The following is a 25,479-nucleotide window of genomic DNA, read 5'->3' as shown; positions in this document are numbered from 1 at the left end:
AAAGAGGTTGCGATGTTAGGCATAATTTTGACGGGTCACGGCGGCTTTGCCAGCGGGCTTGAACAGGCGATGAGGCAGATCCTTGGCGAGCAGCCGCAGTTTATCGCCATCGATTTTCCGGAAAACTCCACCACTGCCAGGCTGACCGCTCAGCTTGAGCAGGCGGTGAGTGAGCTGGATCCAGAGCAGGATATTATTTTCCTCACCGACCTTCTCGGCGGCACGCCGTTTCGCGTGGCCTCGACGCTCGCGATGCAAAGACCGGGTAGCGAAGTGATTACCGGCACCAACCTGCAGCTTTTGCTGGAAATGGTGCTGGAACGTGACGGATTAAGTAGCGAAGCGTTTCGTCTGCAGGCGCTGGAGTGCGGCCACCGCGGCCTGACCAGCCTGGTGGATGAGCTTGGTCGCTGTCGCGAGGAAGCCCCCGTAGAGGAAGGAATATGATCCGGTTACTTTCACAGCGTTCACCTTCGTAGTTTACATTGCGTGTCCCGGCGGCCTTACGGCATCAGATCGTAAGGCCTTTCTTTTCCTTTCCTTGGTTTTACCCTTTCCTTTCACGATCACACTTTTCGTTTTATTCCTTTTCCATTATTGAACTTTCGATTTCTTTCCTATAAATTTTGTTTAACTGCTAATGTGAATAAGTGAAACGAAACGAAAGATAGCGACACGTTTGCCAGCGTCTGATGTGGAATTCACACGACTAAGGACTGAGTTATGCAACAAACCACCGCCGCCACAACCGGCACCTGGACCGAAAAAGAGATCCGCCAGCAGCCTGCCTGCTGGATCCGCTCACTCAACAACATCGATAATCTGCGCACCTCGATTGACGGTTTCCTGAAACCGCTGCTGCGTAAGCGAGACCTGCGGATCGTCCTCACCGGCGCGGGCACCTCCGCGTTTATTGGTGAGATAATTGCCCCCTGGCTTGCGAGCCACACCGGTAAAAACGTCTCCGCCATACCGACAACCGATCTGGTCACCAACCCGATGGATTACTTCAGCCCGGCACACCCTCTGCTGCTGGTCTCTTTTGCCCGCTCCGGCAACAGTCCAGAGAGCGTTGCCGCCGTTGAGCTGGCGAACCGGTTCGTGCCCGAGTGCTACCACCTGTCGATCACCTGCAACGAGGCGGGAAGCCTGTACCAGAACGCCGTCGAGAGCGATAACGCCTTTGCCCTGCTGATGCCAGCCGAAACGCACGATCGCGGGTTCGCGATGACCAGCAGCATTACCACCATGATGGCGAGCTGTCTGGCCGTATTCGCACCAGAGACGATTGGCAGCCAAAGCTTCCGGGACGTAGCCGATCGCTGCCAGGCGATCCTCACCTCGCTCGGGGATTTCAGCGAGGGCGTCTTTGGCAACGAACCGTGGAAACGGATTGTTTACCTGGGAAGCGGCGGTCTGCAGGGAGCGGCGCGCGAGTCTGCGCTGAAGGTGCTGGAGCTGACCGCGGGCAAGCTGGCGGCGTTCTACGATTCACCAACGGGCTTTCGTCATGGGCCTAAGTCACTGGTGGATAACGAAACGCTGGTGGTGGTGTTTATCTCCAGCCATCCGTATACGCGTCAGTACGATCTGGATCTGCTGGCCGAACTGCGCCGCGATCGTCAGGCCATGCGCGTGGTCGCCATCGCCGCCGAAAACCATCCAGCCATTGAAGCGGGGCCGCATATCCTGCTGCCGCCTTCCCGTCCATTCAACGATATGGAGCAGGCGTTCTGCTTCCTGATCTACGCCCAGGTCTTTGCGCTAACCCAGTCTCTGCATGTTGGCAACACGCCGGACACACCATCCGCCAGCGGAACGGTCAACCGTGTGGTACAGGGCGTGGTTATTCATCCGTGGCAGGCTTAAGAGGATCGTATTATGAGTATTATTTCGACCAAATATCTTTTGCAGGACGCGCAGACAAAGGGCTATGCCGTTCCGGCCTTTAACATCCATAACGCCGAGACGATCCAGGCGATCCTCGAAGTGTGCAGCGAAATGCGATCGCCTGTGATCCTCGCCGGGACGCCGGGTACTTTTAAACACATAGCGCTGGAGGAGATCTACGCTCTGTGCAGCGCGTACTCCCTGAGCTACGACATGCCGTTGGCGCTGCATCTCGATCATCACGAATCGCTGGATGACATTCGTCGCAAGGTACATGCCGGCGTACGCAGCGCAATGATCGACGGTAGCCACTATCCCTTTGAAGAAAACGTGAAGCTGGTGAAATCGGTGGTCGATTTTTGCCACCTCAACGACTGTAGCGTTGAGGCGGAACTGGGCCGTCTGGGGGGTGTTGAAGATGACATGAGCGTCGACGCCGAAAGCGCATTCCTGACCGACCCGCAGGAGGCGAAACGCTTCGTTGAGCTGACCGGCGTGGACAGCCTCGCCGTTGCCATCGGCACTGCACACGGCCTCTATACCAAACGCCCCAAAATTGACTTCCAGCGCCTGGCTGAGATCCGCGAGGTGGTAGCGGTTCCGCTGGTGCTGCACGGTGCGAGCGATGTTCCGGATGATGATGTGCGCCGCACTATTGAACTGGGCGTGTGCAAAGTTAATGTCGCAACCGAGTTGAAAATCGCCTTCTCTGATGCGGTCAAAGCCTGGTTTGCCGAGAACCCGCAGGGCAACGATCCGCGCTTTTACATGCGCGTCGGGATGGACGCCATGAAAGAGGTGGTCCGAAGCAAGATCGCCGTTTGCGGTTCGGCTAACCGTCTGCGTCTTCCGGCAGAAGCATAACTAAGAGGATCTTACTTTAATGAAAAAAGTGCTCACCCTCTCAATGCTTGCCCTGTGCGTTTCCCATGGCGCGATGGCAGCGAACTACACGCTCACTAACGACAAGATTGCCCTGTCCTTTGATGACGCCAATTCAACGGTGGTGGTAACTGACAAAAAAGCCGACCACCCCATCACCCCGCAGGAACTGTTCTTTCTGACGCTGCCGGACGAAACCAAAATTCACACCGCTGATTTCAAAATCAAGCACGTCGAAAAGCAGGACAGCGCCATTGTCATCGACTTTTCGCGTCCGGATTTTAACGTGACGGTAAAGCTCAACCTGGTGAAAGATAAATACGCCAGCATCGATTACACCCTCGAGGCGGTAGGCCAGCCGCGTAACGTGGCAAAAATCACCTTCTTCCCGACGAAAAAACAGACGCAGGCACCTTACGTTGACGGGGCGATCAACAGCTCGCCGATTGTCGCGGACTCGTTCTTTATTCTCCCGGATAAGCCCATCGTTAACACCTACGCCTATGAAGCGACGACCAACCTCAACGTAGAGTTAAAAACGCCGATTCAGCCCGCAACGCCGGTCAGCTATACCACCTACTTCGGCACCTTCCCGGAAACCAGCCAGCTGCGCCGCAGCGTAAACCAGTTTATTAATGCCGTGCGTCCGCGTCCGTATAAGCCCTACCTGCACTACAACAGCTGGATGGATATTGGCTTCTTTACCCCCTATTCCGAACAGGACGTGCTGGGGCGGATGGATGAATGGAATAAGGAATTTATCGCCGGACGCGGCGTGGCGCTGGATGCCTTCCTGCTGGACGATGGCTGGGACGACCTGACCGGGCGCTGGCTGTTTGGCCCGGCATTCGGCAACGGTTTTGGCAAGGTACGGGAAAAAGCCGACAGCCTGCACAGCTCGGTCGGACTGTGGCTCTCACCGTGGGGAGGGTATAACAAACCGCGCGACGTTCGCGTCTCGCATGCAAAAGAGTATGGGTTCGAAACCGTCGACGGGAAGCTGGCTCTGTCAGGGCCTAACTACTTTAAAAACTTCAATGAGCAGATCGTTAAGCTTATCAAAAACGAGCACATTACCTCGTTCAAGCTGGACGGGATGGGTAATGCCAACGCGCATATCCCGGGCAGCCCGTTCGCCTCGGATTTTGACGCCTCCATCGCTCTGCTGCATAACATGCGCAGCGCCAACCCGAATCTGTTTATCAATTTGACGACCGGCACCAATGCCAGTCCGTCCTGGCTGTTCTATGCGGATTCCATCTGGCGTCAGGGTGATGACATCAACCTGTACGGTCCCGGCACGCCGGTGCAGCAGTGGATGACCTACCGCGATGCCGAAACGTACCGCTCCATTGTGCGCAAAGGCCCGCTGTTTCCGCTGAACTCGCTGATGTATCACGGCATTGTCAGCGCTGAGAATGCCTATTACGGGCTGGAGAAGGTGCAAACGGACAGTGATTTTGCCGATCAGGTCTGGAGCTACTTCGCCACCGGCACCCAGTTGCAGGAACTGTATATCACCCCTTCAATGCTGAACAAGGCGAAGTGGGATACGCTGGCGCAGGCCGCAAAATGGTCGCGTGACAATGCCAGCGTGCTGGTGGATACGCACTGGATTGGCGGAGACCCGACGGCGCTGCAGGTTTACGGCTGGGCTTCGTGGAGTAAAGAGAAAGCCATACTCGGCTTGCGTAACCCCTCGGACAAGCCGCAAAGCTACTATCTTGATTTAGCGAAAGAGTTCGAAATACCCACGGGAGACGCGGCGAAGTTTAGTCTCAAAGCGGTGTACGGCAGTAATTCAACCGTACCTGAGGAGTACAAAAACGCGGTGGTGATTACGCTGCAGCCGCTGGAAACGCTGGTATTTGAGGCGATGCCTGGGAAATAGAAAAGTAAATAAATCTGTAGGCCGGGTAAGGCGCAGCCGCCACCCGGCAAAACAGTATCAGAAATTACTCCCCCTGCTGCTCCAGCGCATACTTATACAGCGCATTTTTCTTCACGCCGTGAATCTCTGCTGCTAATGCCGCCGCTTTCTTCAGCGGCAGTTCGGCCTGCAGCAAGGCCAGCGTGCGCAGCGCATCAGCAGGCAGGGCATCCTCTTCCGCCCTATGCCCTTCGACAATCAGCACCATTTCGCCTTTGCGGCGGTTTTCGTCTTCCTTCACCCACGCCAGCAGTTCACCGACTGGCGCGCCGTGAATGGTTTCCCAGGTTTTGGTCAGCTCGCGCGCCAGCACCACGTAGCGGGATTCGCCCCAGACGGTGACCATATCTTCCAGGCTTTCCAGCAGGCGGTGCGTGGATTCGTAGAAAATCAGAGTGCGCGGTTCCGCTTCCAGCTCTTTTAAGACGTCGCGGCGGCCTTTGGATTTGGCAGGGAGGAAGCCTTCATAGCAGAAACGGTCAGACGGCAGACCTGCAGCGCTTAACGCAGCAATAGCGGCGCACGGTCCAGGCAGTGGCACAACGCGAATCCCGGCTTCGCGACAGGTGCGCACCAGATGGTAGCCAGGATCGTTAATCAGCGGCGTCCCGGCGTCAGAGACCAGCGCGATGTTCTGCCCCTCTTTGAGCTTCGCCACCAGCGTTTCGGCTTTTTGTTGCTCATTGTGATCGTGCAGGGCAAACAAACGGGCGTTAATCGCGAAATGTTGCAGCAGTAAACCGGTGTGTCGGGTGTCTTCAGCGGCAATTAAATCAACAGCTTGCAATACGGTTAGCGCACGTTGGGTAATATCAGACAAATTCCCGATAGGAGTAGGTACAATATAAAGCTGGCCTTGAGAATTATCTGCCGTTTCGTGTTGTTTCATTGTTTCGTCCGTATTGCCGATTTAATATTGAGCATTGCGTAAAAAAATCACTGGATACAGTATGGTACCGTTAACGTTTCTTCGAAAAAAAGCCACGCGCAGCGTGCCGCTGCTGCTCGCAGCCCTGATTTTTGCAGGCTGTGGCACCCAGGCACCTGACCAGAGCACCGCCCATCTTCAGGGCTCCGCTCAGGCTGATTCTGGCTTTTATCTGCAACAAATGTCGCAGAGTACAAATGATACCAGGATCAACTGGCAATTACTCGCCATTCGTGCACTGCTGAAAGAGGGCAAAACCCAGCAGGCTGCCGAGCTGTTCGGCCAACTGCCGAAAGAGCTTAACGATACTCAGCAACTTGAGCAGAGCCTGCTCTCTGCCGAGCTGAAGGTCGCGCAGAAAGATTATGATGGCGCGAAAAAGATCCTGGGGAGCATCGACCTGAGCGCGCTGGATAAAAACCAGCAGGCGCGCTTCTGGCAGGCGGGCATTACCGCTGAGCAGGGGCGCCCTTCCCTGACTCTCCTACGTGCCTTGATTGCCCAGGAGCCGCTGCTCGCCGGTGCCGACAAGCAGAAAAACATTGATGCCACCTGGCAGGCGCTTGCCTCGATGACCCAGGATCAGGCAAAGGCGCTGGTCATTAACGCGGACGAAAACGTGCTTCAGGGCTGGCTTGATCTGCAGCAGATGTGGTTTAACAACCGCAGCGATCCAAAAATGCTGAAAGCCGGTATTACCGACTGGCAGACCCGTTACCCGCAGAACCCGGGCGCAAAAATGCTGCCAACCCAGCTGGTGAATGTGCAGAACTTTAAGCCCGCTTCGACCAGCAAAATCGCCCTCCTTCTGCCGCTCAACGGCCAGGCGGCGGTGTTTGGACGCACCATTCAGCAGGGCTTTGAAGCGGCGAAAAACGGCACGACGTCGGTCACCGGCAGCGCCATTCCCGCACAGGCGGCCCAGGCGGCTAACGTGAATGACGTTGTCAGCCCATCCGCCGCAGAGACCAGCGACCTGACCACGGCGCAAACGCCAGCGCAGGGCACGATGCAAAACCCGGTGACGGCGCCGACGACGACGCCGGCACCGGTGCCAGCGATTCCGGCTCCGGCCGAAACGCAGGCGGCGCCAGCATCTGCTCCGGCTCCTGCCACAACAGCAGAACAGCCTCAACAGCAGCCGGCACAACCAGCATCACAACCTGCCGCTCAGCCGCAGGCCGTGGCGACCGCCAGCGCGAACCCTGGCGCTGAGCTGAAAATCTACGACACCAGTTCGAAGCCGCTTGACCAGGTGCTGGCGCAGGTTCAGCAGGACGGGGCAAGCATCGTTGTCGGCCCGCTGCTGAAAAACAACGTGGAAGAGCTGATGAAGAGCAATACCACGCTGAACGTACTGGCGCTCAACCAGCCGGAACAGGTTCAGAACCGGGCCAATATTTGCTACTTCGCACTCTCTCCGGAAGATGAAGCCCGCGATGCGGCGCGTCATATCCACGAGCAGGGTAAACAGGCCCCGCTGCTGCTGATCCCGCGCAGTACGCTGGGCGATCGCGTGGCTAATGCTTTTGCCGACGAGTGGCAGAAGCTGGGCGGCGGCATCGTGCTGCAGCAGAAATTCGGTTCCGTCTCTGAACTGCGTGCGGGCGTTAACGGTGGGGCGGGTATCGCGCTTAACGGCAGTCCGGTTTCCGCCAGCCTGCCGCAGCAGCAGAGCGTGACCATTGGCGGCCTGACCATCCCTGCCCCGCCAACCGACGCGCAGATAAGCGGTGGTGGTAAAGTGGATGCGGCCTATATCGTTGCCACGCCGCAGGAGATCGCCTTTATCAAGCCGATGATCGCGATGCGTAACGGCAGCCAGAGCGGCGCAACGCTCTACGCCAGCTCCCGCAGCGCACAGGGCACCGCAGGCCCGGATTTCCGTCTGGAAATGGACGGCCTGCAGTACAGCGAAATCCCGATGCTGGCGGGCAGCAACCCGGCGCTGATGCAGCAGGCGCTAAGCTCCGTACGTAACGACTACTCTCTGGCGCGTCTGTATGCGATGGGTGTTGATGCGTGGGCGCTGGCAAACCACTTTACCCAGATGCGTCAGGTGCCGGGCTTTGAGCTTAACGGCAACACCGGCGATCTGACCGCCACTCAGGACTGTGTGATTACCAGGAAGTTATCATGGCTCAAATACCAGCAGGGGCAAATCGTCCCGGCCAGTTAAGCCGTAAAGAGACCGGCGATGCGTGGGAGTTAAAAGCGCGTCGCTGGCTCGAAGGCAAAGGACTGCGCTTTATCGCCGCTAACGTCCGCGGGCGCGGCGGCGAAATTGATCTGATCATGAAAGACGGTCAGGTGATTGTGTTTGTAGAAGTCCGCTTTCGACAGTCTTCCCGTTTTGGCGGTGCTGCCGCCAGCGTGACGCTCGCCAAACAACATAAATTATTACAGACTGCCCACTTGTGGCTTGCCCGCCATAATGGGAGCTTTGATACTGTGGATTGCCGTTTCGATGTGATAGCCTTCACCGGAAATGAGATCGAATGGCTTAAAAACGCTTTTGGCGAAGACGCATAATTAAGATTTAAAAGGGATAACGTGCTCGAAAGAATTAAAGTGTGCTTCACAGAAAGCATCCAGACTCAGATTGCCGCGGCGGAAGCCCTTCCGGACGCGATCTCTCGCGCTGCAATGACGCTGGTGCAATCCCTGCTTAACGGCAACAAAATCCTCTGTTGTGGCAACGGAACCTCAGCCGCCAACGCACAGCATTTTGCTGCCAGCATGATTAACCGTTTTGAAACCGAACGCCCGAGTTTACCTGCCATTGCACTTAATACCGATAATGTGGTCTTAACAGCGATTGCTAACGATCGTCTGCATGACGAAATTTACGCAAAGCAGGTGCGCGCCCTGGGGCATGCCGGCGATGTGCTGCTGGCGATCTCCACGCGCGGCAACAGCCGGGACATCGTCAAAGCCGTTGAAGCCGCCGTTACCCGCGACATGACCATCGTCGCCTTAACCGGCTATGACGGCGGTGAGCTGGCGGGTCTGCTCGGGCCGCAGGATGTGGAAATCCGCATTCCGTCTCACCGTAGCGCACGTATCCAGGAGATGCATATGCTCACGGTGAACTGCTTATGCGATTTGATCGATAACACGCTTTTCCCTCACCAGGATGATTAAGGAGTTTTTATGAAGGCTTTATCGACCCTCGCAGTCCTTATGTCTGCATTACTGCTTCAGGGATGTATTGCTGCGGCCGTTGTGGGTACTGCCGCAGTAGGCACCAAAGCGGCGACCGATCCGCGCTCTGTGGGAACGCAGGTGGATGACGGTACGCTGGAGCTGCGGGTCAACAGTGCGCTGTCGAAAGACGAACAAATCAAGAAAGAAGCGCGTATCAACGTGACGGCCTATCAGGGCAAAGTCCTGCTGACGGGTCAGGCACCGAATACCGACCTCTCCAGCCGCGCGAAGCAGATCGCAATGGGCGTTGAGGGCACCACGGAAGTCTTCAATGAAATCCGCCAGGGTCAGCCAATCAGCCTGGGCACCGCGTCGTCTGACACCTGGATCACCACCAAAGTCCGCTCCCAGCTGCTGGGTTCAGACCAGGTGAAATCCTCAAACGTGAAGGTAACGACCGAAAACGGTGAAGTGTTCCTGCTGGGTCTGGTGACCGATCGTGAAGGGAAAGCGGCGGCGGATATCGCCAGCCGGGTGAGCGGCGTGAAGCACGTCACCACCGCGTTTACCTACATTAAGTAATCCACGTCTGACTAAAGGCCCGGTAGGCGCGAGCGCCACCGGGCTTTTTTTACATCAACGCAATACTCCCCACCATCACTCCGCTCAACGCCACCAGCCCCGCCGTCAGCCACAGCGCTTTCGCCGGGAAAGACTTACGCAGCATGATGAGCGACGGCAGGCTGATTGCCGGCAAGGTGATAAGCAGCGCCAGCGCCGGTGCGGTACCCATACCGGCCAGCATCATGGTCTGGACAATCGGAATTTCTGCCGCCGTGGGGATCACAAACAGGCAGCCTGCAACGGCCATCGCAATCACCCACATCAGCGTGTTGTCGATCGCCCCATCCGCATGCGGGAAGAGCCAGACGCGCGCCGCGCCCAGAACCAGTACCGCCAGGATATAGACCGGAATGGTGCTCCAGAAAAGCTGCCACAGCGCCTTACCCCAGCGAGTGAAGAAACCGCCCTGCGGTTCGCTGACGTCCAGTTCAACGGCTGCGGGTTCGACGGCAGTATCCTTCACCAGTTTTTGTACCAGCGTCGCCACCACCAGCACCGTCAGCAGCCCGGCAACCAGACGGATAGCGGCAAAATGCCAGCCGAGCACAAAGCCCATAAACACCAGCGTCGCCGGGTTGAGCAGCGGGTTCCCCATCCAGAATGCCAGCGCACCGCCCATGGATACGCGCTGGCGGCGCATACCCGCCGCTACCGGTGCGGCACAGCAGGAGCACATCATGCCCGGCAGAGAGAAAAACGTCCCCAGCAGCGTGCCCTGAAAGCGCGGCTGCCCGAGTGTTTTCACCAGCCAGTTTCGCGGAATAAGTACCTGAATCAGCGATCCCAGGATTACCCCTAAGACGGCAGCTTTCCACACCGCCAGGAAGTAGACCATGGCGTAATCCCATGCCGCCTTCAGCGGGCTGGCATCAGCCTGAGCGAGTATAGATTTACCGATGCTGTGCGTTTCGGCGGCGGTGAAGGCTTTGCCGTAGTACGGCTGCCATTTCACATACCAGAGGCCAATGATGACCACGAGAAAGAAGAGTGCGGGCTTCCACCATTGGACAGGTGTTGCCGCCTGAGATGAAGACTGACCAGTCATACCATTCCCCGGAGAGTGTTATTTAATAAGCCGGAGAAGTTTACGCCTCGCCCTGCGCGATTTCACGCAGTTTTGCCGAAGGGATGATATTGACGCCCTCCTGCGACGGTGCCAGCGCCTCTTTCAGCATCGCCTGCGCGACGTCCCGCGCCTCGATGGACTTCCAGTTACCCGGCAGGATGCGAAACAGCGGGGCGAAGAAGGATTCGTTAAAACGCCGTTCGTCGCGGTGGCCCATCAGCATGGAAGGCCGTACGATTGTCAGGCGCTCCCACTTCTGCGCAATCAGCGCCTCTTCCATTTTGCCCTTCACCTGATTGTAAAAAAACGGTGAGCCGGTGCTGGCGCCGTGCGAGCTCACCACCAGGAAATGTTTTGCCCCCAGCTTTTTCGCCGTCAGGGCGGTATCCACCACCAGCGTGTAGTCCGCATGGATGAACGCTTCTTTACTGCCCGCCTCACGCCGCGTCGTGCCCAGGCAGCAAAAGGCGATATCTATAGGATCCTGCACCTGCGCCAGCGCGTCGGTGAGCTGGGGATCGTGCGGGTTATAGACGCCGGTGATATCCAACAGCGGGCGGCGCGTCGGGGCGGCAATATAGTTGATATGCCGGTCCTGGATCAGCAGCCGCAGCAGATGTCCCCCCACCAGCCCGGTTGCGCCGGTAATCAGTACCTGACTCATCTTATCCCCTTTACAGAATTGTCCGTTTGCGATCTGGACCTGCTCTACCACACTTAAAAGTCTGTTACCGGTAAGTATTTACCACAAACGGGAAAAAAACAGTCTGAAGCGAAAACAACGGAGGAAGCATGGGTAAAAAAATCGCAGTCTTGATTACCGACGAGTTTGAAGATTCAGAATTTACGTCACCAGCTGAGGCATTCCGCAAGGCAGGCCACGAGGTCATCACCATTGAGAAAGAAGCGGGTAAAACCGTGAAGGGCCACAAGGGCGAAGCCAGCGTGACCATCGATGAGTCCATCGATAACGTCAGCCCGTCAGATTTCGACGCCCTGCTGTTACCGGGCGGCCATTCACCGGATTCCCTGCGCGGGGACGAGCGTTTCGTCACCTTTACCCGTGACTTCGTCGGCACCGGCAAGCCGGTCTTTGCCATCTGCCACGGCCCGCAGCTGCTGATCAGCGCTGAAGTGGTCCGCGGGCGTAAGCTTACGGCGGTGAAACCGATCGTTATCGATCTGAAAAACGCAGGGGCCGAGTTTTACGATCAGGAGGTGGTCAACGATAACGACCAGCTGATCACCAGCCGGACCCCGGACGATCTCCCGGCGTTTAACCGCGAAGCGCTACGCCTGCTCGGCGCGTAGCCAGTGAAGCTTCTTGCCAAAGCCCAGGGTGTTGTCGGTAAATTTCAGCTCATCAACGCGGATTTCCCACACCGGGGCTTTTAGCGCAGCAGCAACCGGGAAGCGGCGCGTGTAGCGTTTACGCTGTGCGTCGCTTTCTTCACCTTCCAGACGACGAATCTCACCCTTGAACTGCACGCCGCGGATCAGCGCGACGGTTTTGGGCTGGCCGTTGACCGTGCCCGCCACTTTTGCCTGCTGGCCGGTCATCTGGGCATGCCGCGTTTTGTCCTCACTCATGACGTAAAAAGCGACGCGTTCAGGATCGTAGTAGTAAAAGGCGTTGGCGCACCACATTTCGCCCTCGCTATATACGCACCAGGTCACGACGTGCTGCTTTGCCAGCCAGCGGTTAATGGCGGCCAGTGTTTCCATTTTCGTTCTCTCTCATGCTATGGTGCGTTCACCTTAACATACTGAATCTGTTTACCGTGTGCTGGTTTCTCTATCTTGTCCGAACCGCTGATAACGCACTCTACACCGGGATCACCACCGATGTGGCGCGGCGTTTTTTACAACATCAAACGGGGAAAGGGGCAAAAGCGCTGCGGGGGAAAGGCGAACTGCAGCTGGCTTTTTCTGCCGCCGTGGGGGACAGATCGCTGGCACTCAGGCTGGAGTACCGTATTAAGCAACTAACGAAGCGCCAGAAGGAGCGCCTCGTGACCGGAGACGGCTCCTTTGAGGCGCTACGCGAGAGCCTAATTAAAAGCGATTAAAATGGTCGTGGTAGTCCACCAGACCATTTACGCCGTTCAGGGCATCATCCGCCAGGCGATGCACCTGGAAGGCGGATTCGGTACCCGGCCAGCGGCAGCGAAGATCGTAATGCGCGGCCTGCTCGAAGCCTAAACGGCCATAGAACGCCGGATCGCCCAGCGTGACCACGGCGGCATAACCAAACTCATTCAGCGAGTCCAGCCCTTCATAGACCAGCTGGCGCGCCAGGCCCTGCCCGCGGTAGTTTTCATCTACCGCCAGCGGTGCCATGCCCACCCACTGAAGATCTTCACCCTGAACGATCACCGGGCTGAAGGCAACATAGCCGACAACCTGACCTTCGTCATCGGTGGCAACCAGCCCCAGCGTGATCAGGCCGTCTTCACGGAGATCGTGGACCAGTTGGGCTTCCGCATCGCTCTCAAAAGAGCGGCGTAATAACGCATCGATACCCGGTGCATCAATCCCTATTTCGACTCGAATCAGCATGGCTCACCTACTGAAGTGTGTTTACTGTCCGGCGGGGATTTCAGCCCCGCCTCAACAAAATCTGCCATTTGCATCAACATCACGCGCAGCGCTTTCGGCATCTGCTCCAGCTCAATGGCATCCATTAAATTCTTAACGTACAGGCCAAGCTCCGTGTCGCCCTCAATCACCAGACGGCGCTGGAAGAAGAGTGTGTCCGGGTCCTGCTTACGCGCGGCAATCATCAGCAGGTCACTGGCGTTGGCGCTAAAGCTCACGTCCGCCTCGGCAGACTCACGAACGATCAGCTGGTCGTTCTCTACGGAGGTAAACCAGCGCAGCCCGATGTCACGCACCTCAATGCTTAACCAGCGCCCTTCCAGAAACTCCAGCTCGCCATCCTGCAGCGCCTGACGGAACTGCCAGCTCAGAACCTGCTCAAGCACCTGGCGTTTAAGCGCGAACGGCGCCAGCCTGACCGGCACGCTCAGCATTGATGGACCGAATTGTACGAGACGTGAACGCAGTTTATCCAGCACGAGCTTTACTCCCTGATAGCTATAGTCCCGCTATTTTGCCACATCCGTTCCAGAACATAGCGGCGTAAATCAACAAACCATCGTCGGACGTACCCCATTATTGGTGCCATCAATACGCCATTAGCTGCCTTAAATCAAAAATTGTCGCGTATGGCTTAATTAAAATCCCAGCTCGTTAACAATTTTGCTATCGACTACATCAGGATAATTTATGGAGCTGCTCTGCCCTGCCGGAAACCTTCCGGCGCTTAAGGCGGCCATCGAGAATGGGGCCGATGCGGTCTATATCGGGCTGAAAGATGACACCAACGCCCGCCATTTTGCTGGCCTTAACTTTACGGAGAAAAAGCTTCAGGAAGCCGTTAACTTCGTTCATCAGCACCGCCGCAAGCTGCATATTGCCATCAACACGTTTGCCCATCCTGACGGTTACGCCCGCTGGCAGCGCGCGGTGGACATGGCAGCACAGCTGGGCGCCGATGCGTTAATCCTGGCCGACCTCGCCATGCTTGAGTATGCGGCAGAACGCTATCCGCATATTGAGCGCCACGTCTCTGTTCAGGCATCTGCCACCAACGAAGAGGCGGTGCGTTTTTACCATCAACACTTTGACGTCGCCCGCGTGGTGCTGCCGCGCGTGCTCTCTATTCATCAGGTTAAGCAACTCGCGCGCGTCACGCCAGTGCCGCTGGAGGTTTTTGCCTTTGGTAGTCTGTGCATCATGGCCGAAGGCCGTTGCTATCTTTCTTCTTACTTAACCGGTGAATCGCCGAATACCGTCGGGGCCTGCTCCCCTGCCCGCTTCGTCCGCTGGCAGCAGACCCCGCAGGGGCTGGAGTCGCGTCTGAATGAAGTTCTGATCGACCGCTATCAGGACGGTGAAAACGCGGGTTATCCGACGCTGTGCAAAGGCCGCTACCTGGTCGACGGCGAGCGCTACCACGCGCTGGAAGAGCCCACCAGCCTTAACACGCTGGAGCTGCTGCCGGAGCTGCTGGCCGCCAATATTGCCTCGGTGAAAATTGAAGGTCGCCAGCGCAGTCCGGCCTATGTGAGCCAGGTGGCGAAAGTGTGGCGTCAGGCCATCGACCGCTGCATGGCGGACCCGCAGAACTACGCCCCACAGGCGGCGTGGATGGAGACGCTCGGATCGATGTCCGAAGGCACGCAAACCACGCTGGGCGCGTATCACCGTAAATGGCAGTGAGATAACCATGAAATATTCATTAGGGCCGGTGCTCTACTACTGGCCAAAAGAGACGCTGGAAGATTTTTACCAACAGGCTGCCACCAGCAGCGCCGATGTAATTTACCTCGGTGAAGCAGTATGCAGCAAACGCCGCGCCACCAAAGTGGGCGACTGGCTGGAGATGGCGAAAAGCCTGGCCGGGAGCGGCAAGCAGGTGGTGCTGTCAACGCTCGCGCTGGTGCAGGCTTCGTCCGAACTGGGCGAGCTGAAGCGCTACGTCGAAAACGGTGAGTTTCTGCTGGAGGCGAGCGACCTGGGGGTAGTGAACATGTGCGCCGAACGCAGGCTGCCGTTTGTCGCAGGCCATGCGCTGAACTGCTATAACGCCGTCACCCTGCGCCTGCTGCTCAAACAGGGAATGACCCGCTGGTGCATGCCGGTGGAGCTCTCCCGTGACTGGCTGGCAAACCTGCTGAATCAGTGCGACGAGCTGGGCATTCGCCATCAGTTCGAAGTGGAAGTGCTGAGCTACGGTCATCTGCCGCTGGCCTACTCTGCCCGCTGCTTCACCGCGCGATCGGAAGACCGCCCGAAAGATGAATGTGAAACCTGCTGCATCAATTACCCGAACGGGCGCAGCATGCTGTCGCAGGAGAACCAGCAGGTGTTTGTCCTGAACGGCATTCAAACCATGAGCGGTTACGTCTATAACCTCGGCAACGAGCTGGCGTCGATGGACGGACTGGTGGACATGGTGCGCCTGTCGCCGCTGGATACCAGCGTTTTCGCGATGCTGGACGCCTTCCGCGCCAACGAAAACGGCGCGTCGCCGCTGCCGCTGACGGCAAACAGCGACTGCAACGGTTACTGGAAACGTCTGGCCGGGCTGGAACTTCAGGCCTAAAAAAGGCTCACTTTGTTAACAACGGTTATCATTTTTTAATGCAGTATTAAAGATTGACCGTCGACAAAGTGAGCTGTTATGACTGACAAAACCATTCCGTTTTCGGTGCTGGATCTGGCGCCGATCCCACAAGGCTCCTCGGCAAGAGAAGCCTTCACGCACTCTCTCGATCTGGCTCAGCTGGCCGAAAAGCGTGGCTATCACCGCTACTGGCTGGCAGAACATCACAATATGGTCGGCATTGCCAGCGCCGCTACATCGGTGCTGATTGGCTACCTGGCAGCGAATACCACCACTTTGCACCTTGGCTCCGGTGGCGTGATGCTGCCGAACCACGCCCCGCTGGTGATAGCCGAGCAGTTCGGGACGCTGAATACCCTCTATCCGGGCCGTATTGACCTGGGGCTTGGCCGCGCGCCGGGCAGCGACCAGCCGACCATGCGCGCCCTGCGCCGCCATATGAGCGGCGATATCGATAACTTCCCGCGCGACGTGGCGGAACTGGTGGACTGGTTCGACGCGCGCGATCCGAACCCGCACGTGCGCCCGGTGCCGGGCTATGGCGAGAAGATCCCGGTGTGGCTGTTAGGCTCGAGCCTGTATAGCGCGCAGCTCGCCGCGCAGCTGGGGCTGCCGTTCGCGTTCGCCTCCCACTTCGCGCCGGATATGCTGCATCAGGCGCTGCACCTCTACCGTACGAACTTCAAACCGTCCGAGCGTCTGGAGAAGCCGTACGCAATGGTGTGTATCAACATTATTGCCGCTGACAGCAATCGCGACGCGGAATTCCTGTTTACCTCTATGCAGCAGGCGTTTGTGAAGCTGCGCCGCGGCGAGACGGGCCAGTTGCCGCCTCCGGTGGAAAATATGCATCAGCTGTGGTCGGCCTCCGAGCAGTATGGCGTGCAGCAGGCGTTGAGCATGTCGCTGGTGGGTGATAAGGCAAAAGTGCGTCACGGGCTGGAAGCAGTGCTGCGTGAAACGCAGGCGGATGAAATTATGGTCAACGGCCAGATTTTCGATCACCAGGCGCGTTTACATTCATTTGACCTGGCGATGCAGGTGAAAGAAGAATTGGTGGGGTAGTTTTTTGCCGGATGGCGGCTTCGCCTTATCCGGCCTACGCGGTCCCTGTAGGCCCGGTGAGCGTAGCGCCACCGGGCAATGTGTTTACTGGTACACAGGCAACAGGTTAAAGCTCGACAGCACGTGAACCAGCGCGTTACCCACCCCAAATACCAGGATCAGCGCAATCATCGGTTTACCGCCCCAGACGCGGAATTTCGGGCTGCCGAAGCGTTTACGTGATTTACGTGCCAGCAGCGCTGGCACAATCGCCGCCCAGATGGTGGCCGCCAGCCCTGCATAGCCGATGGCATAGAGGAACCCGTTCGGCCACAGCAGACCGCCGACAATCGGCGGCAGGAAGGTCAGCAGCGCCGTCTTGAAACGCCCCATCGCAGAATCGTCAAAGCCAAACAGATCCGCCAGGTAGTCAAACAGGCCCAGCGTCACACCGAGGAATGAACTCGCCACCGCAAAGTTGGAGAAGACCACCAGCAGCAGATCCAGACTGCGGCTGTTCAGTACGCCGCTCAGCGCCTGCACCAACACGTCAATGTTACCGCCCTTTTGCGCAATGCCGATAAACTCCGGGCGCGGGATGTTGCCCATTGTCCCCAGCAGCCAAATCACATACAGCCCAAGCGCCAGCAGCGTGCCGTAGACCAGGCACTTCACGATGGTGCGCGGATCCTTGCCGTAGTACTTCATCAGGCTCGGCACGTTGCCGTGGTAGCCGAACGACGCCAGACAGAACGGCAGGGTCATTAGCAGATACGGCGTGTAGGAGGTATTAACTTCCGCAACGTTAAACAGCGTGGCGGGCGTAACGTGCCCCAGCAGGCTGCCGAAGGTCAGGAAGAAGGTGATGACCTTAGCGCCCAGCACAATCGCCGTCATACGGCTCACCGCTTTGGTGCTCATCCAGACGATAAACGCCACGCCCAGCGCAAAGCAGAGTCCCGCCAGACGCGCCGGAACGTTCAGCGACATCTCCGAAAAGGTGTGATGCAGAATCGAGCCGCTTGCTGAGATGTACGCGTAGGTCAGGATGTAGAGCACAAATGCGATGGAAAGGCCGTTCACCAGGTTCCAGCCTTTGCCCAGCAGATCTTTGGTGATGGTGTCGAAGCTGGAGCCAATGCGGTAGTTCAGGTTCGCTTCAAGGATCATCAGGCCGGAATGCAGCATGCAGAACCAGGTGAACACCAGCGCGGCTAGCGACCAGAAGAACCACGCACCGGACATGACCACGGGCAGGGAAAACATCCCGGCACCTATAATGGTTCCGCCGATGATCACCACGCCGCCAAGCAGCGAAGGTGACGTTTGGGTGGTGGTTAGTGTCGCCATACAGCCTTTTCTCCAGTTAATCATGCGGTTCTGCATTTTAGTGTGATGCACTGTACCAGTACAAGAGTACAAAGGGAATAAAAAAGCCCCGATAGCGTGTATCGGGGCTGTATATTTTACTTTACGTCAAAAGCGAAAGGCTTACGCGTCACCGAAACGACGACGGCTGGTGCCTTCTTCACGACGTGGGCCACGGCTTTCGCGGCGCTCGCCGGAGAAACGACGACCTTCACCACCGCGACCTTCACTGCGACCGCCTTCACGACGCTCGCCGCCGAAACCGCGACCACCGCCACGACGTTCGCCACCGCGGTCAGGACGTGGCTGCGCATCGCCCAGCAGTTGCATGTTCATCGGCTTGTTCAGGATGCGGGTGCGAGTAAAGTGCTGCAGTACTTCGCCCGGCATGCCTTTTGGCAGTTCGATGGTAGAGTGGGATGCGAACAGCTTGATGTTACCAATGTAACGGCTGCTGATGTCACCTTCGTTAGCAATCGCGCCAACGATGTGACGAACTTCAACACCATCATCACGGCCCACTTCAATGCGGTACAGTTCCATGTCGCCAGCGTCACGACGTTCACGACGTGGACGGTCTTCACCACCACGCTCTGGACGGTCGCCGCGTGGACCACGGTCGTTACGGTCGCCACGACGTTCGAAACGATCGTCACGGTCACGGAACTCACGCTTAGGACGCATCGGTGCATCTGGTGGCACGATCAGGCTACGTTCGCCCTGAGCCATTTTCAGCAGTGCTGCAGCCAGAGTTTCCATGTCCAGCTCTTCGCCTTCAGCGACAGGCTGAATCTGCGACAGCAGCGCGCGGTACTGATCCAGATCGCTGCTTTCCAGCTGCTGCTGTACTTTCGCGGCGAATTTTTCCAGACGGCGTTTGCCCAGCAGATCTGCGTTTGGCAGGTCGGCTTCTGGAATGGTCAGCTTCATGGTGCGTTCAATGTTGCGCAGCAGACGACGCTCGCGGTTCTCAACGAACAGCAGCGCACGGCCAGCACGACCCGCACGACCGGTACGACCGATACGGTGAACGTAAGACTCGGAGTCCATCGGGATGTCGTAGTTGACAACCAGGCTGATACGCTCAACGTCCAGACCACGTGCTGCCACGTCGGTTGCAATCAGGATATCCAGACGACCGTCTTTCAGACGCTCCAGCGTCTGCTCACGCAGGGCCTGGTTCATGTCGCCGTTCAGCGCAGCGCTGTTGTAGCCATTACGCTCCAGCGCTTCAGCCACTTCCAGGGTCGCATTTTTGGTACGCACGAAGATAATCGCCGCATCAAAATCTTCCGCTTCCAGGAAACGGACCAGCGCTTCGTTTTTGCGCATGCCGTACACGGACCAGTAGCTCTGGCTGATGTCCGGGCGAGTGGTCACGCTGGACTGAATACGCACTTCCTGCGGCTCTTTCATGAAGCGGCGGGTAATGCGACGGATCGCTTCTGGCATGGTTGCAGAGAACAGAGCGGTCTGGTGACCTTCCGGGATCTGCGCCATGATGGTTTCTACGTCTTCGATGAAGCCCATACGTAGCATTTCATCTGCTTCATCCAGTACCAGGCCGCTCAGTTTAGAGAGGTCCAGAGTACCGCGCTTCAGGTGATCCAGCAGACGGCCCGGCGTACCGACGACAATCTGTGGGCCCTGGCGCAGGGCGCGTAACTGCACGTCATAACGCTGGCCGCCGTACAGGGCTACCACGTTTACGCCGCGCATATGTTTAGAGAATTCCGTCATTGCTTCAGCAACCTGAACAGCCAGTTCACGGGTTGGAGCCAGGACGAGGATCTGCGGTGCACGCAGGTCCGGATCGATGTTGTTCAGCAGCGGCAGCGAGAACGCTGCAGTTTTACCGCTACCAGTCTGGGCCATGCCCAGCACGTCACGACCAGAAAGCAGATGCGGGATACATTCTGCCTGGATCGGAGATGGTTTTTCGTAACCCAGATCGTTAAGGGCTTCAAGGATAGGAGCCTTCAGGCCCAGATCTGCAAAAGTGGTTTCGAATTCAGCCATGTAGTACGAGTGCCTCAATGTCAATGGCGGCCAGTCTACTTAGCTCATCGTGAAAATGATTAGCAATTTTCATTGAAAAGTGTGAACCGGCTCAAAGTAGGTGTATTGACGAACAACAACGCCCTCACCAGTGAAGGTGATGGCAATCAAAAGATTACGGGCTGATGTTTATGTCGTCAGCTATTGCTGGTCCGATTCTGCCAGGTCGTCTTGCTCCTGGCCCAAGAGCGATAATTCCAACAATGCATAACGGTGCTCAACGAAGTTATGTACGTTGTTAGCAACCGCTAATTTGAACAGTGCCGTAGCGCTGTCCATATCCCCCAGACTTAGGTAGTACTTACCTAAATAGAAGTTGGTTTCACTGAGATGCTCAGCGAGCGAGGTGTTATCCGTTGCGTCCGCCTTGAGGCGTTCCATCAGCGTTGCTTCGCTAATGTTGCCCAGGTAGAACTCGACAATGTTCCATCCCCACTGTTCCTTATCCGATTTCTCGAAGCGCTGTTGTAGTGCTTCTTTTGCCTGCTTCTCATCGAGCTTCCGCTCAACGATGTAAAGCCACAGGCTACGGAAAGGATCATTAGGATCGTCTTGATAAAACGCCAGCAGATCATCTTGCGCTAACTTATCACGACCGCCGTAATACAATGCGATACCGCGATTCAAGTGCGCGTAGTTGTAAGTTGGATCAAGCTCAAGTACAGAATCAAACGCTTCATAGGCAGCATCAAAATTGCCTGCCTGCGTTAAATAAATGCCTAAGTAATTGAATACTTCAGGCATATCAGGTCGGATAGCCAGCGCTTGTGAAAAATCATTTCGCGCTAATGCCCTCAGACCGAGACTATCATACAACACTCCGCGCTCATATAAAAGCTGTGCGCGTTCGTCATCGGTTAAAGCCCGACTGGCAAGTATTTGTTCCATGCGTGCCAGAATCACTTCCTGCTGCAAAGTCGGTTGCAATGGCACTGCGAGGACTTCGCTCTTACGCCAGGCAGAGTTGCTGCATCCTGCCAGCGTTAAAGCTGTCGCAACGAAACACCAGCGCAAAAAAGGCTTCATTTCCCACTCCCGAAGACAACTATTGGATGAACGTCCTGTCCCCCGGCGGCTTAACAAGGCGTCCTGCCTGATAACAGGCCCTCCGCAAAGCGGAGGGCAAATGGCAACTTACTCGCCTTGCTGTTCAGCAGCCGGAGCTTCCGGTGCCGCAGCAGGTTGAGACTGCTCGGTTGCTTCTTTAATGCTCAGACGGATACGGCCCTGACGGTCAACTTCCAGAACCTTAACCGGCACTTCCTGACCCATCTGCAGGTAATCGGTCACTTTCTCAACGCGCTTGTCAGCGATCTGAGAGATGTGAACCAGACCTTCTTTACCGCCACCGATGGCAACGAACGCACCAAAGTCAACGATACGGGTCACTTTACCCGCGTAGACGCGGCCCACTTCGATTTCAGCAGTGATTTCTTCGATGCGACGGATAGCGAATTTCGCTTTCTCGCCGTCGGTTGCTGCGATCTTCACAGTACCGTCATCTTCGATTTCGATGGTGGTGCCGGTCTCTTCGGTCAGCGCGCGGATAACAGAACCGCCCTTACCGATAACATCTTTGATCTTGTCTGGATTGATCTTGATGGTGTGAATACGCGGAGCGAATTCAGAGATATCACCGCGTGGCGCGTTGATAGCCTGTTCCATCACGCCCAGGATGTGCAGACGCGCACCTTTAGCCTGGTTCAGAGCAACCTGCATGATCTCCTTGGTGATACCTTCAATTTTGATATCCATCTGCAGGGCAGAGATACCGTCGCGGGAACCCGCTACTTTGAAGTCCATATCGCCCAGGTGGTCTTCGTCACCCAGAATGTCAGACAGAACAACGAAGTTGTCGCCTTCTTTCACCAGACCCATTGCGATACCCGCAACGGCGGCTTTGATCGGCACGCCCGCATCCATCAGCGCCAGAGAGGCACCACATACGGAAGCCATGGAAGAAGAACCGTTGGATTCGGTGATTTCAGAAACCACGCGAACGGTGTACGGGAATTTGTCAGCTTCCGGCATCACTGCCAGCACGCCGCGCTTCGCCAGACGACCGTGACCAATTTCACGACGCTTCGGTGAGCCAACCATACCGGTTTCGCCCACAGAGTACGGAGGGAAGTTGTAGTGGAACAGGAAGTTGTCAGTACGCTCGCCCATCAGTTCATCGATGATCTGCGCGTCACGTGCGGTACCCAGGGTTGCGGTAACCAGCGCCTGCGTTTCACCACGGGTGAACAGCGCAGAACCGTGAGTACGCGGCAGTACGCCAGTGCGTACGTCCAGACCACGAATCATGTCTTTTTCACGGCCATCGATACGCGGCTCGCCTGCCAGTACGCGGCTACGAACAACGTTTTTCTCGATAGCGTGCAGAATTTCGCCAATTTCGTTAGCGTCCAGCGTTTCGTCTTCGGCAACCAGGGTCGCGGTTACTTCAGATTTGATCGCGTCAACCTGAGCGTAACGCTCCTGTTTGTCGGTGATGCGGTAAGCGTCGCTCAGGCGAGATTCTGCCAATGCCGCAACGCGTGCGTTCAGCGCGTCGTTTGCTGCTTCTGGCTGCCAGTCCCAACGTGGCTTACCGGCTTCTTTCACCAGGTCGTTGATGTTCTGGATAACAATCTGCTGCTGCTCGTGACCGAACACCACAGCGCCCAGCATCTGGTCTTCGCTCAGCAGTTCAGCTTCGGATTCAACCATCAGCACAGCCGCTTCAGTACCGGCAACAACCAGGTCCAGCTTACTCTCTTTCAGCTCTTCCTGAGTTGGGTTCAGCACGTACTGGTCATTGATGTAACCGACGCGCGCGGCACCGATTGGGCCATTGAATGGAATACCAGACAGTGACAGGGCAGCGGAGGCACCGATCATCGCAACGATGTCCGGGTTAACCTGTGGGTTAACGGAAACAACGGTCGCAATAACCTGCACTTCGTTAACGAAGCCTTCCGGGAACAGCGGACGAACCGGGCGGTCAATCAGACGCGCGATCAGGGTTTCGCCTTCGCTTGGACGGCCTTCACGACGGAAGAAGCCACCCGGGATTTTACCGGCAGCGTAGGTACGCTCCTGGTAGTTAACGGTCAGCGGGAAGAAGTCCTGACCTGGTTTAGCTTTTTTCTGGCCCACAACGGTCACGAATACCGCGGTGTCATCCATGCTTACCATAACGGCAGCAGTCGCCTGGCGTGCCATCATGCCGGTTTCCAGCGTGACGGTATGTTGACCATACTGGAATTTACGAACGATCGGATTCAGCAAAATTCTATCCTTTCTTAAATGTATGACAGCACACCGCCGGCGTGCTGTCGATTTAACCCGACCTTCTTCGCATCCTCGCGACTAATGACAACCGACACCCCCATGGGTGAAGCCTCTCATTAGCCGCGCGAACCTCTGCAATGAAGATCATTTATAGCAACAATACAATAGTTTCCATTGAATTGCTGCCGTCTGGTTGAAAAAAGGGGCCATCAGGCCCCCTTTTCTGAAACTCGCAAGACTTAGCGACGCAGACCCAGACGCTCGATCAGCGCGGTGTAGCGTGCAACATCTTTACGCTTCAGGTAGTCGAGCAGTTTACGACGCTGAGAAACCATGCGCAGCAGACCACGACGGCTGTGGTGATCTTTTTTGTGCTCTGCAAAGTGACCCTGCAGGTGGTTAATCTGTGCAGTCAGCAGTGCAACCTGAACTTCGGTAGAACCGCTGTCGTTAGTACCACGACCAAACTCAGAAACGATTTTAGCTTTAGCTTCAACGCTTAGAGACATTTTCAAACTCCAAAGTATAAAAAATGTAAGGGTGCCGATCTCTAATTCAGCGACCCCATGTACGCCCCGCAGATTGTTAAACAATTTACCGGGCGTTAAGCGGCGATATTCTACTCGTCTCCCCTGCTTATCGCAAGGTGAGGCGTAATCACCGTCACGCGTCGACCGGATATTCGACGACCAGACGACGCGGCGCAACGCGCCCTTCACCGTCCATTTCGCCCATACCGATGAATTTCCCTTCGTCACCTTCCGTCACGCGTACCAGTCCATCCAGCGGCGCATCCGTCGTACGAACCGGGTTTCCGTTTTTAAAGTAAACGGACGATGTTAAAGGAAGATTAACGATCGGGAAGTCCGCTGCCGGACTGTCCATTGGCATCAGCAGTGGATCCAGCAAATCTGCTGGTTCCACTCCCTGCGCTTGTGCCTGCTCAGCCAGCGCGCGCAGCTGCTCAAGCGTCACCATGCGTTCCACCGGATATTTACTGACCGCCAGACGACGCAGGTAGATCACATGCGCGCCGCAGCCCAGCTTTTCACCGAGATCGTCAATGATGGTGCGAATATAGGTCCCTTTCGAACAGTGGACTTCCAGCTCCAGCTCGTCACCTTCGTGGCGAATGAACAGCAGCTCATACACGGTTATCGGACGCGCTTCGCGCGGGACGTCAATTCCCTGGCGCGCATATTCGTAGAGCTTCTTGCCCTGATATTTCAGCGCCGAATACATCGACGGCACCTGCATCGTGTCTCCGCGGAAGCTCTCCAGGGTCGCATCAAGCTGTTCGGCGCTGAAGGTCACCGGGCGCTCTTCCACCACCTGACCATCCGCGTCGGAAGTATCCGTACGCTGGCCCAGTTTAGCGATAACGCGGTAGCGTTTATCGGAATCGAGCAGGTACTGGGAAAACTTTGTCGCTTCACCCAGGCAAATCGGCAGCATGCCGGTCGCCAGCGGATCCAGCGCGCCGGTGTGGCCCGCACGGTTAGCGTTATAAATACGCTTCACTTTTTGCAGCACGTCGTTGCTGGATGCACCCTGTGGTTTATCCAGCAGCAGCACGCCATGCACGTCGCGACCGCGACGACGAGGACGACTCATCAGTCCTCCTTGCTGTCGTCCGTCGGGTTAACACGACGTTCGTCGTCATGTTTCACCACGCTGGTCACCAGGTTGGACATGCGCATACCTTCGACCAGCGAGTTGTCGTAGAAGAAGGTCAGCTCGGGAACAATACGCAGGCGCATCGCTTTGCCGAGCAGAGAGCGGATGAAACCAGAGGCTTCCTGCAGTGCTTTAATGCCGTTCTTCACCGCCGCTTCGTCCTGATCGTTCAGGAAGGTCACGAACACTTTGGCATAGGCCAGGTCACGAGACATTTCCACGCCAGAGACGGTGGTCATCATACCGATACGCGGATCTTTGATTTCGCGTTGCAGGATGAGTGCGATCTCTTTCTGCATCTCCTGCGCCACGCGCTGTGGGCGACCAAATTCTTTCGCCATAATAAATTCTCCAGACAAAAAAGGGGCTAAAAGCCCCTTTTAAAATTATTGCCGGGT

General features: G+C 56.6%; 27 protein-coding genes. 13 read left to right on the top strand and 14 right to left on the bottom strand.

The annotated features are described in order from the left end of the window. The first annotated feature begins 12 nt into the window (after positions 1-12). The 4 genes from agaF (at position 13) to ACTJI7_RS17295 (ending at position 4,663) form a co-directional block, all read left to right on the top strand. A complete protein-coding gene (agaF, locus tag ACTJI7_RS17310) occupies positions 13-447 on the top strand; it encodes a PTS galactosamine/N-acetylgalactosamine transporter subunit IIA (RefSeq protein WP_047367065.1) in 435 nt (144 codons plus the stop codon). Positions 448-723: 276 nt separating this feature from the next. Continuing rightward, complete coding sequence (locus tag ACTJI7_RS17305) at positions 724-1,869, top strand: SIS domain-containing protein (protein ID WP_063155283.1); 1,146 nt, start codon at positions 724-726, stop codon at positions 1,867-1,869. Positions 1,870-1,881: 12 nt separating this feature from the next. Then, positions 1,882-2,754, top strand: a complete 873-nt coding sequence (gene kbaY / locus ACTJI7_RS17300) for a tagatose-bisphosphate aldolase subunit KbaY (protein WP_063155282.1) — start codon at positions 1,882-1,884, stop codon at positions 2,752-2,754. Between the two features lie 19 nt (positions 2,755-2,773). Then, positions 2,774-4,663: a hypothetical protein gene (locus ACTJI7_RS17295; protein ID WP_063155281.1), complete on the top strand. Its 1,890-nt coding sequence runs from the start codon at positions 2,774-2,776 to the stop codon at positions 4,661-4,663. Between the two features lie 64 nt (positions 4,664-4,727). Here the strand turns inward: ACTJI7_RS17295 and rsmI are convergent, their stop codons facing one another. Beyond that, on the bottom strand, positions 4,728-5,591 hold the full coding sequence (gene rsmI, locus ACTJI7_RS17290; RefSeq protein WP_063155280.1) for a 16S rRNA (cytidine(1402)-2'-O)-methyltransferase: 864 nt from the start codon (positions 5,589-5,591) through the stop codon (positions 4,728-4,730). Positions 5,592-5,652: 61 nt separating this feature from the next. On the opposite strand from rsmI, the gene ACTJI7_RS17285 reads away from it, so the two are divergent. The 4 genes from ACTJI7_RS17285 to dolP are packed head-to-tail and all read left to right on the top strand — an operon-like array spanning position 5,653 to position 9,359. Then, the gene (locus tag ACTJI7_RS17285) at positions 5,653-7,809 is read left to right on the top strand and encodes a penicillin-binding protein activator (RefSeq protein ID WP_192978565.1); all 2,157 of its coding nucleotides are present in this window, start codon (positions 5,653-5,655) and stop codon (positions 7,807-7,809) included. Continuing rightward, positions 7,767-8,162, top strand: coding sequence for a YraN family protein (locus ACTJI7_RS17280; protein WP_028014533.1), 396 nt, complete (start codon positions 7,767-7,769; stop codon positions 8,160-8,162). The genes ACTJI7_RS17285 and ACTJI7_RS17280 overlap by 43 nt, the downstream gene beginning before the upstream one ends. A 21-nt stretch (positions 8,163-8,183) precedes the next feature. Then, positions 8,184-8,774 carry a DnaA initiator-associating protein DiaA gene (gene diaA / locus ACTJI7_RS17275; protein ID WP_003861754.1) on the top strand — a complete coding sequence of 197 codons (591 nt, stop codon included), beginning with the start codon at positions 8,184-8,186 and terminating at the stop codon, positions 8,772-8,774. A 9-nt stretch (positions 8,775-8,783) separates the two neighbouring features. Next, positions 8,784-9,359, top strand: a complete 576-nt coding sequence (gene dolP / locus ACTJI7_RS17270; RefSeq protein WP_047367060.1) for a division/outer membrane stress-associated lipid-binding lipoprotein — start codon at positions 8,784-8,786, stop codon at positions 9,357-9,359. A gap of 49 nt (positions 9,360-9,408) precedes the next feature. Here the strand turns inward: dolP and ACTJI7_RS17265 are convergent, their stop codons facing one another. After that, positions 9,409-10,446, bottom strand: a complete 1,038-nt coding sequence (locus ACTJI7_RS17265; RefSeq protein ID WP_248186329.1) for a permease — start codon at positions 10,444-10,446, stop codon at positions 9,409-9,411. A gap of 40 nt (positions 10,447-10,486) precedes the next feature. Then, positions 10,487-11,131: an NAD(P)H-binding protein gene (locus ACTJI7_RS17260; protein WP_041907904.1), complete on the bottom strand. Its 645-nt coding sequence runs from the start codon at positions 11,129-11,131 to the stop codon at positions 10,487-10,489. 128 nt (positions 11,132-11,259) lie between these two features. On the opposite strand from ACTJI7_RS17260, the gene ACTJI7_RS17255 reads away from it, so the two are divergent. Then, positions 11,260-11,778, top strand: coding sequence for a type 1 glutamine amidotransferase domain-containing protein (locus ACTJI7_RS17255; protein ID WP_028014537.1), 519 nt, complete (start codon positions 11,260-11,262; stop codon positions 11,776-11,778). On the opposite strand, the gene ACTJI7_RS17250 is transcribed toward ACTJI7_RS17255, so the two are convergent. Then, positions 11,758-12,192 carry a YhbP family protein gene (locus ACTJI7_RS17250; protein WP_047364709.1) on the bottom strand — a complete coding sequence of 145 codons (435 nt, stop codon included), beginning with the start codon at positions 12,190-12,192 and terminating at the stop codon, positions 11,758-11,760. The two genes, ACTJI7_RS17255 and ACTJI7_RS17250, sit on opposite strands and share 21 nt — an antisense overlap. Before the next feature lie 14 nt (positions 12,193-12,206). Here ACTJI7_RS17250 and ACTJI7_RS17245 point away from each other — a divergent pair, with 14 nt between their 5' ends. Further along, a complete protein-coding gene (locus ACTJI7_RS17245) occupies positions 12,207-12,536 on the top strand; it encodes a GIY-YIG nuclease family protein (protein ID WP_045260079.1) in 330 nt (109 codons plus the stop codon). Here ACTJI7_RS17245 and ACTJI7_RS17240 read toward each other — a convergent pair. Both ACTJI7_RS17240 and ubiT read right to left on the bottom strand, forming a co-directional pair. After that, positions 12,523-13,026 (bottom strand): GNAT family N-acetyltransferase, encoded by a 504-nt coding sequence (locus ACTJI7_RS17240; RefSeq protein ID WP_041907900.1) that lies wholly within the window; start codon positions 13,024-13,026, stop codon positions 12,523-12,525. The two genes, ACTJI7_RS17245 and ACTJI7_RS17240, sit on opposite strands and share 14 nt — an antisense overlap. After that, positions 13,020-13,544 (bottom strand): ubiquinone anaerobic biosynthesis accessory factor UbiT, encoded by a 525-nt coding sequence (gene ubiT, locus ACTJI7_RS17235; protein WP_028014541.1) that lies wholly within the window; start codon positions 13,542-13,544, stop codon positions 13,020-13,022. Before ubiT ends, ACTJI7_RS17240 begins: the two co-directional genes overlap by 7 nt. Before the next feature lie 211 nt (positions 13,545-13,755). On the opposite strand from ubiT, the gene ubiU reads away from it, so the two are divergent. From ubiU to ACTJI7_RS17220, 3 genes are all read left to right on the top strand, one after another. Next, positions 13,756-14,751, top strand: coding sequence for a ubiquinone anaerobic biosynthesis protein UbiU (gene ubiU, locus ACTJI7_RS17230; RefSeq protein WP_014885366.1), 996 nt, complete (start codon positions 13,756-13,758; stop codon positions 14,749-14,751). Positions 14,752-14,758: 7 nt separating this feature from the next. Then, on the top strand, positions 14,759-15,637 hold the full coding sequence (locus tag ACTJI7_RS17225; RefSeq protein WP_440670457.1) for a U32 family peptidase: 879 nt from the start codon (positions 14,759-14,761) through the stop codon (positions 15,635-15,637). A 78-nt stretch (positions 15,638-15,715) separates the two neighbouring features. After that, on the top strand, positions 15,716-16,723 hold the full coding sequence (locus ACTJI7_RS17220) for a luciferase-like monooxygenase (RefSeq protein WP_047367057.1): 1,008 nt from the start codon (positions 15,716-15,718) through the stop codon (positions 16,721-16,723). A gap of 84 nt (positions 16,724-16,807) precedes the next feature. Here the strand turns inward: ACTJI7_RS17220 and mtr are convergent, their stop codons facing one another. From mtr to rbfA, 8 genes are all read right to left on the bottom strand, one after another. Continuing rightward, the gene (gene mtr / locus ACTJI7_RS17215; protein ID WP_028014544.1) at positions 16,808-18,052 is read right to left on the bottom strand and encodes a tryptophan permease; all 1,245 of its coding nucleotides are present in this window, start codon (positions 18,050-18,052) and stop codon (positions 16,808-16,810) included. Between the two features lie 141 nt (positions 18,053-18,193). Continuing rightward, positions 18,194-20,089, bottom strand: coding sequence for a DEAD/DEAH family ATP-dependent RNA helicase (locus ACTJI7_RS17210; RefSeq protein WP_041907893.1), 1,896 nt, complete (start codon positions 20,087-20,089; stop codon positions 18,194-18,196). Beyond that, positions 20,082-20,162: a protein YrbN gene (gene yrbN, locus ACTJI7_RS17205; RefSeq protein WP_100122156.1), complete on the bottom strand. Its 81-nt coding sequence runs from the start codon at positions 20,160-20,162 to the stop codon at positions 20,082-20,084. The genes ACTJI7_RS17210 and yrbN overlap by 8 nt, the downstream gene beginning before the upstream one ends. 107 nt (positions 20,163-20,269) lie before the next feature. Then, a complete protein-coding gene (nlpI, locus tag ACTJI7_RS17200) occupies positions 20,270-21,154 on the bottom strand; it encodes a lipoprotein NlpI (RefSeq protein ID WP_028014546.1) in 885 nt (294 codons plus the stop codon). 108 nt (positions 21,155-21,262) lie between these two features. After that, positions 21,263-23,401, bottom strand: a complete 2,139-nt coding sequence (pnp, locus tag ACTJI7_RS17195) for a polyribonucleotide nucleotidyltransferase (RefSeq protein WP_028014547.1) — start codon at positions 23,399-23,401, stop codon at positions 21,263-21,265. A 242-nt stretch (positions 23,402-23,643) separates the two neighbouring features. Next, on the bottom strand, positions 23,644-23,913 hold the full coding sequence (gene rpsO, locus ACTJI7_RS17190) for a 30S ribosomal protein S15 (protein WP_003861789.1): 270 nt from the start codon (positions 23,911-23,913) through the stop codon (positions 23,644-23,646). A 154-nt stretch (positions 23,914-24,067) separates the two neighbouring features. Next, positions 24,068-25,018: a tRNA pseudouridine(55) synthase TruB gene (gene truB, locus ACTJI7_RS17185; protein ID WP_192978567.1), complete on the bottom strand. Its 951-nt coding sequence runs from the start codon at positions 25,016-25,018 to the stop codon at positions 24,068-24,070. After that, complete coding sequence (rbfA, locus tag ACTJI7_RS17180; protein ID WP_041907887.1) at positions 25,018-25,422, bottom strand: 30S ribosome-binding factor RbfA; 405 nt, start codon at positions 25,420-25,422, stop codon at positions 25,018-25,020. Before rbfA ends, truB begins: the two co-directional genes overlap by 1 nt. Positions 25,423-25,479: the final 57 nt, after the last annotated feature.

It is taken from the genome of Enterobacter sp. 22499, from assembly GCF_052044815.1.
Classification (GTDB): Bacteria; Pseudomonadota; Gammaproteobacteria; order Enterobacterales; family Enterobacteriaceae; genus Enterobacter; species Enterobacter bugandensis.
Note: the sequence above shows the minus strand (reverse complement) of the source record. Positions and strands in the feature narration are given on the sequence as shown.

What these genes read in the sequence shown, in the direction of transcription:
- mtr (WP_028014544.1), bottom strand. Translation starts at nt 18,052, where the DNA reads ATGGCGACACTAACCACCACCCAAACGTCACCTTCGCTGCTTGGCGGC.
- ACTJI7_RS17240 (WP_041907900.1), bottom strand. Translation starts at nt 13,026, where the DNA reads ATGCTGATTCGAGTCGAAATAGGGATTGATGCACCGGGTATCGATGCG.
- ACTJI7_RS17220 (WP_047367057.1), top strand. Translation starts at nt 15,716, where the DNA reads ATGACTGACAAAACCATTCCGTTTTCGGTGCTGGATCTGGCGCCGATC.
- truB (WP_192978567.1), bottom strand. Translation starts at nt 25,018, where the DNA reads ATGAGTCGTCCTCGTCGTCGCGGTCGCGACGTGCATGGCGTGCTGCTG.
- rbfA (WP_041907887.1), bottom strand. Translation starts at nt 25,422, where the DNA reads ATGGCGAAAGAATTTGGTCGCCCACAGCGCGTGGCGCAGGAGATGCAG.
- ACTJI7_RS17265 (WP_248186329.1), bottom strand. Translation starts at nt 10,446, where the DNA reads ATGACTGGTCAGTCTTCATCTCAGGCGGCAACACCTGTCCAATGGTGG.
- ubiU (WP_014885366.1), top strand. Translation starts at nt 13,756, where the DNA reads ATGGAGCTGCTCTGCCCTGCCGGAAACCTTCCGGCGCTTAAGGCGGCC.
- ACTJI7_RS17245 (WP_045260079.1), top strand. Translation starts at nt 12,207, where the DNA reads ATGCTATGGTGCGTTCACCTTAACATACTGAATCTGTTTACCGTGTGC.
- ACTJI7_RS17285 (WP_192978565.1), top strand. Translation starts at nt 5,653, where the DNA reads ATGGTACCGTTAACGTTTCTTCGAAAAAAAGCCACGCGCAGCGTGCCG.
- ACTJI7_RS17260 (WP_041907904.1), bottom strand. Translation starts at nt 11,131, where the DNA reads ATGAGTCAGGTACTGATTACCGGCGCAACCGGGCTGGTGGGGGGACAT.
- ACTJI7_RS17210 (WP_041907893.1), bottom strand. Translation starts at nt 20,089, where the DNA reads ATGGCTGAATTCGAAACCACTTTTGCAGATCTGGGCCTGAAGGCTCCT.
- ACTJI7_RS17225 (WP_440670457.1), top strand. Translation starts at nt 14,759, where the DNA reads ATGAAATATTCATTAGGGCCGGTGCTCTACTACTGGCCAAAAGAGACG.
- ACTJI7_RS17305 (WP_063155283.1), top strand. Translation starts at nt 724, where the DNA reads ATGCAACAAACCACCGCCGCCACAACCGGCACCTGGACCGAAAAAGAG.
- rpsO (WP_003861789.1), bottom strand. Translation starts at nt 23,913, where the DNA reads ATGTCTCTAAGCGTTGAAGCTAAAGCTAAAATCGTTTCTGAGTTTGGT.
- nlpI (WP_028014546.1), bottom strand. Translation starts at nt 21,154, where the DNA reads ATGAAGCCTTTTTTGCGCTGGTGTTTCGTTGCGACAGCTTTAACGCTG.
- rsmI (WP_063155280.1), bottom strand. Translation starts at nt 5,591, where the DNA reads ATGAAACAACACGAAACGGCAGATAATTCTCAAGGCCAGCTTTATATT.
- ACTJI7_RS17255 (WP_028014537.1), top strand. Translation starts at nt 11,260, where the DNA reads ATGGGTAAAAAAATCGCAGTCTTGATTACCGACGAGTTTGAAGATTCA.
- ACTJI7_RS17280 (WP_028014533.1), top strand. Translation starts at nt 7,767, where the DNA reads ATGGCTCAAATACCAGCAGGGGCAAATCGTCCCGGCCAGTTAAGCCGT.
- ACTJI7_RS17295 (WP_063155281.1), top strand. Translation starts at nt 2,774, where the DNA reads ATGAAAAAAGTGCTCACCCTCTCAATGCTTGCCCTGTGCGTTTCCCAT.
- agaF (WP_047367065.1), top strand. Translation starts at nt 13, where the DNA reads ATGTTAGGCATAATTTTGACGGGTCACGGCGGCTTTGCCAGCGGGCTT.
- ACTJI7_RS17250 (WP_047364709.1), bottom strand. Translation starts at nt 12,192, where the DNA reads ATGGAAACACTGGCCGCCATTAACCGCTGGCTGGCAAAGCAGCACGTC.
- yrbN (WP_100122156.1), bottom strand. Translation starts at nt 20,162, where the DNA reads ATGAAAATTGCTAATCATTTTCACGATGAGCTAAGTAGACTGGCCGCC.
- dolP (WP_047367060.1), top strand. Translation starts at nt 8,784, where the DNA reads ATGAAGGCTTTATCGACCCTCGCAGTCCTTATGTCTGCATTACTGCTT.
- kbaY (WP_063155282.1), top strand. Translation starts at nt 1,882, where the DNA reads ATGAGTATTATTTCGACCAAATATCTTTTGCAGGACGCGCAGACAAAG.